Here is a 12,731-nt window from a genome sequence, read left to right on the forward strand (position 1 = left end):
TCCGTCACTGAATAAAAAAAGGCCGGGCCATTTTCATGGTCCCGGCCTTCGTGTCTCCTGCCTTCAACTTCCCTGCTACCTCAAAACTCCAGCGTCGGCACCTTCGGCGTCAAGGCCTCGCGCGCTTCCGCCACAATCTCGAACGAACGCAGACGCGCCGCATGGTCGTGGATCTGCGCGGTGATCATCAACTCGTCGGCGCCGGTGTCATCGATGAAATTCTGCAAGCCGGTACGCACGGTCTCGGGCGAACCGACGATGGCGCAGGACAGCGAACGCTCGACGTGGGACTTCTCTTCCGGACGCCAGTAGTCTTCCATGCTCTCGCGCGGAGGATTCAACTGGCCCGGCACGCCGCGCACCAGGTTGACGAACTGCTGCTGCAAGGATGTGAACAGGCGCTCGCCTTCGCGGTCGGTCTCGGCGGCGAACACGTTCAGGCCGAGCATCACGTGCGGACGCTTCAAAGCATCCGAGGGCTTGAAGCGGGAACGATAAATTTCTACGGCCGACTTCATGAAGCCCGGTGCAAAGTGTGAGGCGAAGGCGAACGGCAAGCCCATTTCCGCCGCCAGCTGGGCGCTGAACATGCTGGAGCCGAGCAGCCACAACGGCACGTTCAGGCCGTAACCGGGCACTGCACGCACGGACTGATACGGCGAGGCTTCCTTGAAATATTCCTGCAGCTCGACCACATCCTGCGGGAAGGTGTCGGCGCTGTCGCCGAGGTGGCGACGCAGGGCGCGCGCGGTGCGCTGGTCGGAGCCGGGCGCGCGGCCGAGGCCGAGATCGATGCGGCCCGGGTAGAGCGACTCCAGCGTGCCGAACTGCTCGGCGATCACCAGCGGCGAATGGTTCGGCAGCATGATGCCGCCGGCGCCAACGCGGATGGTCTTGGTGTTGGCGGCGATATGCGAAATCACCACGGAAGTCGCGGCGCTGGCGATCCCGGTCATGTTGTGATGTTCGGCCAGCCAGTAGCGGTTATAGCCGAGCGCTTCAGCCTTCTGCGCCAGCTCCTTGCTGTTGTTGAAGGCTTGTGCGGCGGTGCTGCCCTGGTTGATCGGCGACAGGTCGAGTACGGAAAACGGAATCATGGTGGGTCCTTGCTGACTCCCGTAATGGGCGTCTGAAAATAGTTACGCGATTTGCATTAGGCGATCTGAACAACCAGCTTGCCGAAGTTCTTGCCTTCGAGCAGGCCCATGAACGCTTGTGGTGCGTTCTCCAGACCTTGCACCACATCTTCGCGGTACTTGATCTTGCCGGCGGCGACCCAGGCGCTCATGTCCTTGAAGAACTCGGCGAAATAGCCGGCGCGCTGGTAGTAATCGAAAATGATGAAGCCCTGCATGCGGATGCGCTTGGTCAGCAGGTTGCGCGGCAACGTGCCCAGCAGGGCCGCGTTCGGCGCGACGCCGCTGTACTGCGCAATCAGGCCGCACAGCGGCACGCGCGCATGCACGTTGAGCAGCGGCAGCACGGCTTCGAAGACCTTGCCGCCGACGTTTTCAAAATACACGTCGATGCCCTTGGGACAGGCTTCCTTCAGCAGTTGCGGCAAGTCGTCGCCGCGATGGTCGATGCAGGCGTCGAAGCCGAGTTCTTCCACGGCGTAGCGGCACTTCTCGGCGCCGCCGGCGATGCCGACCACGCGACAACCTTTCAGCTTGGCGATCTGCCCGACCACCGAACCGACCGCGCCGGTGGCGGCGGCGACCACCACGGTCTCGCCCTCCTTCGGCTGGCCGATGTCGAGCAGGCCGGCATAGGCGGTGAAGCCCGGCATGCCGAACAGGCCAAGCGCATACGACGGACGCGGCATGTTCTTGTCCAGTTTGGTAGCCCCGGTACCGTCCGACAGAGCGTAATCCTGCCAACCGGTGTAGGCCATGACCAGATCGCCCTCCTGGTAATCAGGATGCTGCGACGCCACCACGCGCGACACGGTGCCGCCGGTCATGACGGCGTCGATTTCCACGTGGGCGGCATAGGAAGGCGCATCACTCATGCGGCCGCGCATGTACGGATCCAGCGAAAGATAATCGGCGCGCAGCAGGAACTGGCCCGGGCCCGGCGTCGGCACGGCGGTTTCTTCCAGGCGGAAATGTTCAGGTGCAGGCGCGGCGGTCGGGCGCGACGCCAGCACGATGCGGCGATTGACGGTAGCGGATTGGGACATGGCATTCCTTTAAAGGAGGCGTCGCCTGCCGGATGGCGGGCGGCGAGAGATAGATTTTCGGAGCAGTGACGTCAGGGCGTGATCATGGCGCAATCAAGGCGAAATCAAGGAGCAACCAGCACGCGCCGGGTGACGTCCATGGCGCTTTCCAGCGCCTCGCGGTCGCGGCTGAGTTTGCTGAGCAGGCTGGCGCCGAGCCACATCTGATACAGCATCTGCGCGGTACGGTAAGGCTCCAGTACGGTATGCAGCGAACCTTCGGCCACGCCCGTGCGGATGGCGTCGGCAATGCGCGCGATGAAGGCTTCGGTGCCGCTGTGCAGGGCCACGCGCATGTCATCGGACAGGTCGGCCACTTCGGCGCTAAGCTTGACCACCAGGCATTTGTGCTCGGCGATTTCGCAGCATTGCGTCTCCAGCCAGTAGCCCCAGTAGGTCAGCAAGCGCTCGCGTGCGGTCGTGTTCGCGTTGCCGGCCGCGTCGAATGTCTTGTCCAGCGTCAGCAGGTACTCATCGACGTATTGCTCAATCAGCTCGCGGCCGTAACGCTCCTTCGAACCGAAGTAGTGATAGAACGAGCCCTTGGGAATGTCGGCGGCGCTCAGCAACTCGTTGAGGCCCACGCCGGTGAAGCCCTTCTGGGCGATCAGACGGCGGCCTGCCTGCAGGATGCTGAGTTTGGTTTCGGCGTAGGTATCTCTCATGCGGACTATTTTACCGAAAAATTAGACCAGTCGTCTAAAGCCCTCCAAAACCATGGTTTCGGCCCATCTTCAAAAATATCAAGAAGATGATTCAAGCGCCGGACACATTCTCGAAAACGTGCCCGAGGCAGACAATGCATTGTCTTCACTCACACAGGAAAACCATCATGTCTGACACCACACTGCAACAACAGCAAGTCGTCGTCATCGGCGGCACCTCCGGCATCGGCCGCGCCGTCGCGCAAGAAGCGGCAGCGCGCGGCGCTATCGTTACCGTCATCGGCCGTTCGGCCAAGGCCAACGGAAATGCAGGCAACATCCGCGCTGCCGTGGCCGACGTCACCGATAGCACTGCACTCACGCAAGCATTCGCCGCCATCGGCAAGATCGACCATCTGGTCCTGACCGCCGGTGCGCGCGTCGGCTCACCCAAGTTGACCGAACTCACCCGCGAGGAGCTGGAACTGGCCTTCAACGTCAAGCTGTTCGGCTCGCTGTTCGCGATCCAGGCGGCGCTGCCGTATCTGTCGCCGAACGCCTCCATCACGCTGACCTCGGGCCTGCTGTCGCGCAAGTTCGGTCCCGGCAGCCTGCTCAAGAGCGGCCTCAATGCGGCCGTCGATGCAACTGCAAAAAGTCTCGCCAGGGAACTCGCGCCGCGCCGCGTCAACGTGGTCAGTCCGGGCGTGGTCGATACGGAATTGTGGGGCGAAGCCGGTGCAGAATCGCGCGTGGCCGCCATGGCGCGTATCGGCAAGGGCTTGCCGGTCGGCCGCGTGGGGACACCGCAGGATATGGCGCAGGCTTATCTGTTTGCAATGGAAAACGGCTTCGTCAGCGGCGCCGTGATTGATGTCGAAGGTGGAGGACTGCTGTCATGAGCAACACCGCACCCCTGAAAGACTCGACCCTGTTCACGCCCCTGCAGCTGGGACCGGTCGCTTTGTCGAACCGCATCGTGATGGCGCCGATGACGCGCGCCCGCTCCTCGCAGCCGGGTAATATTCCAAACCAGATGATGGCCGACTATTATGCGCAGCGCGCCGCAGCGGGCCTGATCGTGACCGAGGCGACACAGATATCGAAACAGAGCCAGGGCTATTCCTTCACACCCGGCATCCATACACAGGAACAGATCGACGGCTGGAAGCTGGTCACCAATGCCGTGCACAAAGCCGGCGGACGCATCTTCGTGCAGCTGTGGCATGTCGGCCGGGTATCGCATCCGGTGTTCCATGACGGCGCTGCGCCGGTGGCGCCATCGGCAATCCAGCCGCGCGGCACGCAAGTATGGATCGTGGGTGACGATGGCGTCGGCCGCATGGTCGACACGCCGATGCCGCGCGCACTGACGGTGGAAGAAATCGGCGTCATCGTCGGCGACTTCCGCCAGGCTGCAGCCAATGCGATGGCGGCCGGTTTTGACGGCATCGAACTGCATGGCGGCAACGGCTACCTGATCGATCAGTTCCTGCGCACCGTGTCCAATCATCGCACTGATCAGTACGGCGGCAGCGTCGACAACCGCGTGCGCTTCCTGCGCGAAGTCGTCGCGGCGGTATCGGAAGAAATCGGCGCGCATCGCGTCGGCGTACGTCTCGCCCCGTACATCACGTTCAAGGACATGGCCGATCCGGCAATCGTCGATACGATTTTGCATGCGGCCGCCGAACTGGAAAAGCAGAACGTCGCCTACATCCACTTGTCGGAAGCCGACTGGGACGATGCGCCGACGATACCGGAAGATTTCCGCCATCAGCTGCGCGCCGCGTACTCGGGCCGCATCATCGTGGCCGGACGCTACGACAAGGATCGCGCCGGGAAAATTTTGAGCGATGGACTGGCCGACCTGGTGGCCTTCGGCCGTCCGTTTGTCGCCAATCCGGATTTGCCGAAGCGCTTGCAAGAGAATCTGGCGCTGGCCGATCTCGACGGCGCCAGCCTGTTCGGCGGTGATCGACGCGGCTATACGGACTATGCGCCGGCGGCTTAGGGCGTGATTCAGAGTTCCAGGCCGAGCTCGTCCAGTTCGGCCGCCTGCGTGGCAAACCGCTCCTGCAGGAAATCCAGCAGCAGCTTGACGCGCGGCGGCTGGTGCTGGTTGCGGTGATACAGCGCGTGCAGCGGCGCCGGCGCCGACAGCTTGTCGCGCAACACGATGCGCAGGCGATCTGCCCGCACGTCGGCAAGGATGTCGAGCGCCGACTTGTACGCGTAGCCGCGCCCCTGCACCGCCCACTTGCGCAGGATTTCGCCGTCATTGGTCTCGTGATAGTGATCGAGCTGGATGGACTCGACGCGCTTGCCGCTCTGGAACTGCCACAGGTTCATCGGTCCGGCCGCGGTCGTCAGCACCAGCGCCGGTCGTTGCGCGAGTTGCGACAATTCCTTCAATGAACCGAAATGATCGTCGCAAGCAGGCGCTACGCAGATCACGCGGCGGTTCGGCGCCAGCGTGCGCGCCACCATGCTGCTGTCGGCCAGCTTGCCGTAGCGGATGGCGACATCGATGTCGTCGAGCACCAGGTTGGCGTGCGAATCAGTCAGCGACAGCACGAAGCGGACGTCGGGATACTGTTGTGAAAATTCCAGCAGGTAGTCTTGCAGCAGGTTGCGGCCAAGGTCCGATGGCGCCGAGATGCGCACCGTGCCTTGTACCAGCTTTTTTCCCGCCTGCAGCTGATGCTCGGCTTCGGTAATGGCGTCGATGGCTTGCTGGCAGTAATACTGGTACAGCCGCCCTTCTTCCGTCAGTCGCAACTGGCGCGTGGTGCGCTCGAATAGCTTGACGCCGAGCGACTGCTCCAACCTTTGCATGGCGGCGCTGGACGCCGCCGGCGACAGTCCCACCTTGCGCCCGGCGGCGGAAAAGCTGCCGGCGGAAGCGGCGCTCAAAAACAGACGCATGTCGCTCAGACGATCCATGGCGCAAGAAAGTAGTGGCTGAAGCCGCCGATTATTACATCAACCCGGGCGATTCCGATGCAACGGCTTCAGGAAAATCGGCCAAGCGATCAAGGCGCCGGCGGCGCCCGCCAGCCACACCGCCGACCACGATTGCCACGCCAGCAAGGCAGGCACCGCCTGCGCCGCCAGGAAGAACACCAGGAACACGCAGGTATTGCCCAGCCCCAGCGCGGTACCGACCTGATGCTGCCCGGCCAGCGTCGCCAGCTCGGTGTAGGCCACGCCATGCCAGGCTGATGCGCACACACCACCCGCTACCAACAGCAGCGCGATCGCCGCCAGCACCCACTGCGGCCACACGGCAGGCGCCAGTGCGGCCGCCGTACCGAGTGCGATATACAACGCCACGCTGAGCGCGCTGCAGGCGCGCAGGTATTGACGGCGATTGCCGTGGCGGTCAGTCCAGCGTCCGCTCCACACGCGCATCACCGCCGCGCCGATCTGGATCGCCGCCATGGTCGCGCTGATCAGCCCCAATCCCGCGTGACCGACGTCGTGCAAGAAGATGGTGGCGAAGGTCAGCACCGACACTTGCGGAAAACACAGGATGCCGATCGCCATCGCCACGCGCCAGACTTCGATGTTGCGCAGCGCGCTACGGTCCGGCGATGCGGCAGTCGAGGATGACGGCGCCGCCGGCGGCTCATGCAGCCACAGCCAGGCCATCGCCGCACTGAGCAGGCAGAACAGTGCCAGCAAGCCGTACACCGGGGCGAAGCCGTGCGCCGCAGCCAGCGACGGCAACACCAGCGCACCGACGCCGCCGCCGACCGGCACGGCGGTCTGGCGAATACTCATCGCCAGACCGCGTTCGCCTTCGCGGAACCAGCCCATCACCGCGCGGCCGCTGGAACCGTTGACGCTGCCGCCGAGCAGGCCGACCGTCAGCAAGCCCAGCGCCAGCAGCCACAACGGAGGAATGCCGGCGCCGCCGGGCGCAACGCAGGCGGCCATCACCGCCAGCGCCAGCGCGGTCGAAATCAATCCGCACAACAGCACGCGCCGGTCGCCCCAGCGGTCGGTGAGCACGCCCCACGGCAATTCGCTCACGGCCACGCCCAAGCCGAGCGAACCCAGCGCCAGCCCGAGCTGGGTATTATCGAGCCGGTAATCGGCGCGCATGAAAATCGCCGTCACCGGAATGCCGGCAAAGGCCGCCGAAAAACTGGCGTTGGCGAGTACGCCGATGCCGAGGATTTTCCAGCGATGGCTGTCCTTGCGCTGGACGGGCGCGCATGCGTCCGGTTGTGTTGCTGGGTTCATGAAGCGACTCCGAGGTGATTTGGGAATTTGACAGCCTCAGTGTGCCGTGCCACCATGCGTCCAAAATGACATAAAAACCTCCTTTTCGGACAACCTGCTTTTTTGGACGCACCTCGCTCATGCGCAAAATCGGATTCCTGCTGTTCCTCGATTGCAGCCTGCTCGACTTCACCGGTCCGCTGACCGCCTTCGACGTCGCCAACCGTCTCCTTGAGGGCGACGGCAAAAGCAGACCATACCAATTGCGCGTCATGTCGGAGCAAGGCGGCATGCTGGAAAGCGCGTCCGGCACGGCGGTTGTCACGCATCCGCTGGATCGCACCGCGTTCGACACACTGATCGTGGCCGGCGGCGCCGGACCGCGCGAGGGCGTACTGTCGGAGACTTTGCTGGAATACACGCGCCATGCAGCAGGCAAGGCGCGCCGCGTAGCCAGCGTCTGCACCGGCGCCTTCGTACTGGCGGCGGCCGGCCTGCTGGAAGGCAAACGCGCCACCACGCACTGGCGCATGGCCGCGCGCTTGCAACGCATGCATCCATCGGTGCAGGTCGACAGCGACAAGATCTTCATCAAGGATGGCGACGTCTGGACCTCCGCCGGCATCTCGGCCGGCATCGACCTGGCATTGGCGCTGATCGAGGAAGATCTTGGTGTCGAGTTGGCGCGTGCGGTGGCAAGGGAACTGGTGGTTTACCACCGTCGTCCGGGCGGCCAGTCGCAGTTTTCCAACCTACTGGAAATGGACCCACCTTCGGGAAGAATCCGCGAGACCCTGAGCTATGCGCGCAACCATTTGCATGAGTCGCTCACGGCGGAACGCCTGGCCGAAATAGCCTGCCTGAGCCGCCGCCAGTTCGACCGCGCCTTCAGCGCCGAGACCGGCCAGACCCCCGCCAAGGCGATCGAAAAACTGCGCGCCGAAGCCGCACGTCCAAGAGTCGAAGCAGGAGAAGAGTCACTGGAAAGCATCGCGAGAGCAGTAGGCTTCGACGACCCGGAACGCATGCGCCGGGCGTTCCTGCGCGTGTTCGGCTATCCGCCGCAGGCGATCAGGCGTGCGCAGCGAAGGCAGGAAGCTTTGTATCTTTGAAGTGGAAGAAACGCTGAAAAACTAAAGAACCAGAATTACGAAGCCGAAGGCGAGCCACCCAAGGCAATGCGAAGCGAGCCGAAAAAGAATTCCGCTTATGAGTCGCCGTTGATGACGCGCACAAATCGGAAAAAGAAGGGAAACTTGTCTGAGCGCAGCGAGTTTGTTTCCCTTCCCGATTTGTGCGTGGCATCAACGGGAACCTCGCGCAGCGAGGCGGCGAATCGCGGTCGCCTTTCTTTGCTTACTTTCTTTGGCGAAGCAAAGAAAGTGAGCGGCTGCCGGGCCGCCCCCGGCAACCACGGTCGTCCGAAGAAAAAACAGTATCAGTTACGAAGATCAGTTACAAAGAAAACGGCCGAACACTCAAGCCCGAACCAACCTCAACCGAGTAATCTCCGAAGGTGCCAACAACCGCTTAGGCGGCCCCCAATATCCCGTACCGCGACTGGTATAAACCCACAAATTCCGCAACCGATTCAACCCAGCCACATAAGGCTGCTGCAACGGCACAAAGAAATTCCACGGAAAGAACTGCCCCCCGTGCGTATGCCCCGACAACTGCAAATCAAACCCCGCATCCGCCGCCGCAGCAGCCGACCGCGGCTGATGCGCCAGCAACACCTTCGCCGCACTCACCGGCGCATTGCGAATTGCTGCATGCGGATCGCTGCGCTGGCTCTCATCGAAATGATGCGCGGTGAAATCGGTCACCCCCGCCAGCACCAGCGGTGAGCCGCCATGATCGAGCACCACGTGTTCGTTCAACAGCACGGTCAAACCAAGCCGGCGCACTTCCGCAATCCAGGCCGGCGCGTTGGAATAATACTCATGGTTGCCGGTGACGAAATAAGCGCCGTGACGTGCACGCAATTGCGCCAGCGGCGCGGTGTGTTCGGAAAGCTGCTGCACACTGCCGTCGACCAGGTCGCCGGTGATCGCCACCAGGTCCGCCTTGAGCTCGTTGACCTTGTCGACGATGGCGCGCAGGTAGCGCTTCTTGATGGTGGGACCGACATGGATGTCGCTGATCTGCACGATGGTGAAACCCTGCAAGGCCTGCGGCAGGTCGGCGATCGGCACATCGACGTTGACCACTTCGGCCAGCCGGCGTGCGTTCATGTAGCCCACCACGGTCAGAAGCAAGGCGCAACCGATCACGGCGCGCGCCGAGCTTTCGATAATCTCGGGCGTGACGACATGCAGCAGCGACAACACCAGCAAGACCAGCTCGCGCACGATGGTCAGCAGCAACAGGGAGGAGAACAGGCCCATGACCAGCATGCCGACCCAGGCCAGCCGGTCCGACAGCGGCTGCTGCTTGATCCCGCGCGCCAGCAAGCCGGCCGGGATCAAGATGAATGACAGCACCAGCAACAGCGCGCCGACGCCCTGCCAGGCAGCATCAATGCCGAGCGCCGGCAACAGGCGCCAACCGATCAAGGCATGCAGCGCGCCCATGACCGAGAGGACGAATACGATGGTGAAACGTGACGGCATGGGGCCTCGCAAAGGGAGATGTATTGGCGTGCATGTTGGTATGCATGCGGTGTTTTCAATGGCGGTTTTTACGTAGCTGACGGCAGGCTGAATGACTGCAACTCAGTTGTCGGCATGAATGCTGACCGGATTGTCATCGTTTTGTCGCGCAATGCAAAGCAGTAAAAAATATTTTCACCGGCGCACAATATTCCGCTCGCCCGTACGTCTTCACCTGCATGTCTGCATTGTTGCGAACAGGGGAAGTCATGAACAAGTCAAAGATTCCATCAGCTACATCCATTGCACCGGTACGCCGTGTCGCCGTGGCCGGCGCCAACAGTCCCACCGGCCGCTTGTTGCTGTTGCTGCTGCGCGATGCCGACGTCCACGTCACCGCCTTGGTGCGCGAACCGGTGCGGCTGACGGCCGATGAAACCGTGGCTCACTGGACCCACAGCGAACGCAGCTTTGAGGTCATCGCCGAGGCGGACGCGGTGGTGTTGCTGACCGGCGCCGGGCTCCATGCCGACGACTGGCCCGCCTATCAGCAGGGCACGGTGGACACCGCTGAGCGCATCGCCGCAGCGGTCGGCACGCGCGACACGCGCGTGGTGTATTTTTCCCACGTCGATGCCGATGCCGAAGCAGACAACTGGCATCTGAAAGCCAAGGGCTTGGCCGAACGCGTGCTGGCGCGGCTGCACAACAGCGTGATCTTTCGCATCGGTCCGGTGGTGCGCGGCAGTCCGCATCCCTTGCCGTTCGAGTTGTCGTTGCAGCAACGCGTGCCGGGCGAGACGGTCTTGCTGGCCGGCGACGGCGAACAGCGTTGCCGCCCGATCAACCTGGGCGACGTCGCTACCATCGCCGAAGCCGCCGCGCTGGGCGAAGGCGATGCAGGGATTTATGAATTGGGCGGTCCGGAAGAATACAGCCTGGCCGAGCTGGCGCAGCTGGTCAATGGTCGCCAGGTGCCGCTGCGCTGTGTACGTGCTGAACAGTTTTCAGCGCAGCGCGGGGCGTCGGCCACCATGGTCGATCTGATGACCCGCGACTGTCTGCCGCATGCAATTGAAACAACCGCTGCACGTTTCGGCGTGCAATTGACGCCCTTGTCGCTGGCATGGCCGCTGGATGATCCCGACAGCTTCGATGAAGATCCGGCAATCACGCCGGCTTCCATTTTCAGCTTCGCTCAGAACCTGTAAAGCGCCGCAGGATTGTCGACCAGGATGCGCGTGCGCACGTCGGCCGACGGCGCCCATGCCGGCAGCAGGTCGAGCAGCGCGCGATTGGATGGCTGCGGATTGCGGCCGGGATGCGGCCAGTTGCTGGCCCACAGACAGCGTTCAGGAAACTCCCGCGCGAAAGTGTGCGCCAATGCGGCGACGTCTTCATACTCCGGCGCGCCGGTTTGCGAGGTCTCGTACGGCGCCGACAGCTTGATCCAGCAGCGTCCCGTATCCAACAAACGCAACAGGCTTTGCATGGCGGGATGATCGGGCGCCACCGGTTTGAGGAATTTGCCGTTGTGGTCGATCACGATGCGGCACGGCAAGGACTTCAGCACGTCTTCGTATTGTTCAAAATCGCGGCCGTCGATCTGCAGGTTGATGTTCCAGCCGAACGGCGCAATTTTGGCGGCAATCGGTTCCAGCATGTCCCAGCGCATCACGCCGCCGCCATTGGCCACCATCATGAAACGCACGCCGCGCACACCGGCCCGGTCCAGCGCCGCAAGTTCGCTTTCGGAAATGTCTGCCGGCACCGTGACGATGGCGCGCGCACTGCCCTGCGCCTGCTCCAGCGCATCGAGCGTGCAGCGGTTGTCGAAACCGTAGCCGGTCGGCTGCACGATCACCGCACGGGTCAGGCCGAGCGCCTGCTGTTCGCGCCGGTAGTCGGACCACAGCGATTGCGGCGGTTTGGAAGGCGCTGTCGGCATGAGCTCAAAGCGCGTGTAATCGTAAATGTGGATATGGCAGTCGCAGGCGCCGTCCGGTATGGCGTTGGAACTCATGGGCTTTCTCCGCTGATCTTATTGTGCTGAAACGAAACGCGTCAGCCGGTGTGCCTGTTCGATGTTGACCGCGCCTTCCGGCAAACGACCGGCAAGAATTGCCGCCACCTGGTTGACCGTGTCCATGGCCTGATGTTCGGCCGCCTGCGGCGTCAGGCCGCCGATGTGCGGCGTGGCGATCACGCGCGGATGGCGCGCCAGCAGCGGCGACGGCATCTGGTCGGGCGCCATGCCGACGTCGAGTGCGGCGGCGGCGATGACGCCCTGGTCCAGCGCCTGCAGCAGCGCCGCTTCGTCGACCAGCTCGCCGCGCGAGGCGTTGATGAAGAAGGCCGATGCCTGCATCTTGGCGAAGGCGGCGGCGTTGAACAAGTGCGCCGTTTCCGCCGTGGCCGGGGCCAGGCAGACCACGACATCGGATTGCGCCAGCATGGCCTCGAAGCCGGTCGCCACGTGCGCCGGTTCGGTGATGTTTGCGTAGGGATCGGCGACGAGTATTTTCATCCCCAGCGCCTGCGCAATGCGGCACAGGTATTGGCCGATGGTGCCGTAGCCGGCCACGCCCAGCGTGGCACCGCGCAATTCGCGGCCCATCCTGACGGCGGGCACGATACCGTTGCGATAAGCCAGCGCGGCGTCGCTGATGTTGCGGCTGAGATCGAACATCGCCGCCAGCACCCATTCGGCCACCGAGGCGGCGAAACCCGGCGTGGCGCGCGTGACCAGCACGCCATTACGGCTGGCGGCGGCAACGTCGATGTTGCGGATATCGACCGCACCACGGCAATAGGCGACCAGTTGCGGAAGTTGATCGAAGACCTCGGCAGTCGCCGCCGGGATGCGCGGCGCGACGATGATGTCGCAGCCTGCGGCGACGCGCACCAGGTCGGTCGGGGTGAGCGGCGTTTCGCTGTCATTCAGGCGTACCGTTCCCAGCGCCTGCAACAGCGCCAGCGGTTTGTCGCCATAGTAATTCGCACGCGTCTCGGGGGAGTACGCGAGGTAGATGTCGGCCATGTCTC

12 protein-coding genes are annotated in these 12,731 nt (G+C 63.3%); 4 read left to right on the forward strand and 8 right to left on the reverse strand.

The window, feature by feature from the left end; translation table 11 throughout:
- Positions 1-80: 80 nt before the first annotated feature.
- From E4P32_RS15365 to E4P32_RS15375, 3 genes are all read right to left on the reverse strand, one after another.
- Positions 81-1,097 carry an LLM class flavin-dependent oxidoreductase gene (locus E4P32_RS15365; protein WP_116434961.1) on the reverse strand — a complete coding sequence of 339 codons (1,017 nt, stop codon included), beginning with the start codon at positions 1,095-1,097 and terminating at the stop codon, positions 81-83.
- 56 nt (positions 1,098-1,153) lie between these two features.
- On the reverse strand, positions 1,154-2,182 hold the full coding sequence (locus E4P32_RS15370; protein WP_116434960.1) for an NADP-dependent oxidoreductase: 1,029 nt from the start codon (positions 2,180-2,182) through the stop codon (positions 1,154-1,156).
- Positions 2,183-2,286: 104 nt separating this feature from the next.
- Positions 2,287-2,886 (reverse strand): TetR/AcrR family transcriptional regulator, encoded by a 600-nt coding sequence (locus E4P32_RS15375; RefSeq protein WP_116434959.1) that lies wholly within the window; start codon positions 2,884-2,886, stop codon positions 2,287-2,289.
- Positions 2,887-3,053: 167 nt separating this feature from the next.
- Between E4P32_RS15375 and E4P32_RS15380 the strand changes: the two genes are divergently transcribed.
- Together E4P32_RS15380 and E4P32_RS15385 are read left to right on the forward strand one after the other, a co-directional pair.
- Positions 3,054-3,767, forward strand: a complete 714-nt coding sequence (locus tag E4P32_RS15380) for an SDR family oxidoreductase (RefSeq protein ID WP_116434958.1) — start codon at positions 3,054-3,056, stop codon at positions 3,765-3,767.
- A complete protein-coding gene (locus E4P32_RS15385; protein ID WP_116434957.1) occupies positions 3,764-4,879 on the forward strand; it encodes an alkene reductase in 1,116 nt (371 codons plus the stop codon). The genes E4P32_RS15380 and E4P32_RS15385 overlap by 4 nt, the downstream gene beginning before the upstream one ends.
- A gap of 8 nt (positions 4,880-4,887) precedes the next feature.
- Here the strand turns inward: E4P32_RS15385 and E4P32_RS15390 are convergent, their stop codons facing one another.
- Both E4P32_RS15390 and E4P32_RS15395 read right to left on the reverse strand, forming a co-directional pair.
- Positions 4,888-5,793 carry a LysR substrate-binding domain-containing protein gene (locus E4P32_RS15390; protein ID WP_348533512.1) on the reverse strand — a complete coding sequence of 302 codons (906 nt, stop codon included), beginning with the start codon at positions 5,791-5,793 and terminating at the stop codon, positions 4,888-4,890.
- Between the two features lie 57 nt (positions 5,794-5,850).
- The gene (locus E4P32_RS15395; RefSeq protein ID WP_116434955.1) at positions 5,851-7,116 is read right to left on the reverse strand and encodes an MFS transporter; all 1,266 of its coding nucleotides are present in this window, start codon (positions 7,114-7,116) and stop codon (positions 5,851-5,853) included.
- Between the two features lie 119 nt (positions 7,117-7,235).
- Between E4P32_RS15395 and E4P32_RS15400 the strand changes: the two genes are divergently transcribed.
- Positions 7,236-8,207, forward strand: a complete 972-nt coding sequence (locus E4P32_RS15400) for a GlxA family transcriptional regulator (protein ID WP_116434954.1) — start codon at positions 7,236-7,238, stop codon at positions 8,205-8,207.
- 366 nt (positions 8,208-8,573) lie between these two features.
- Here E4P32_RS15400 and E4P32_RS15405 read toward each other — a convergent pair whose 3' ends face one another.
- The gene (locus E4P32_RS15405) at positions 8,574-9,707 is read right to left on the reverse strand and encodes a metallophosphoesterase (RefSeq protein WP_116434953.1); all 1,134 of its coding nucleotides are present in this window, start codon (positions 9,705-9,707) and stop codon (positions 8,574-8,576) included.
- Positions 9,708-9,955: 248 nt separating this feature from the next.
- Between E4P32_RS15405 and E4P32_RS15410 the strand changes: the two genes are divergently transcribed.
- Positions 9,956-10,897, forward strand: coding sequence for a hypothetical protein (locus tag E4P32_RS15410; RefSeq protein ID WP_116434952.1), 942 nt, complete (start codon positions 9,956-9,958; stop codon positions 10,895-10,897).
- On the opposite strand, the gene E4P32_RS15415 is transcribed toward E4P32_RS15410, so the two are convergent.
- Both E4P32_RS15415 and E4P32_RS15420 read right to left on the reverse strand, forming a co-directional pair.
- Entirely contained in the window at positions 10,885-11,709 is an 825-nt protein-coding gene (locus tag E4P32_RS15415) for an amidohydrolase family protein (RefSeq protein WP_116434951.1), read from the reverse strand. The two genes, E4P32_RS15410 and E4P32_RS15415, sit on opposite strands and share 13 nt — an antisense overlap.
- Before the next feature lie 18 nt (positions 11,710-11,727).
- The gene (locus tag E4P32_RS15420) at positions 11,728-12,726 is read right to left on the reverse strand and encodes a hydroxyacid dehydrogenase (protein ID WP_116434950.1); all 999 of its coding nucleotides are present in this window, start codon (positions 12,724-12,726) and stop codon (positions 11,728-11,730) included.
- Positions 12,727-12,731 lie beyond the last annotated feature (5 nt).

This window comes from Herbaspirillum sp. 3R11 (assembly GCF_004563925.1).
Lineage (GTDB): Bacteria > Pseudomonadota > Gammaproteobacteria > Burkholderiales > Burkholderiaceae_D > Herbaspirillum.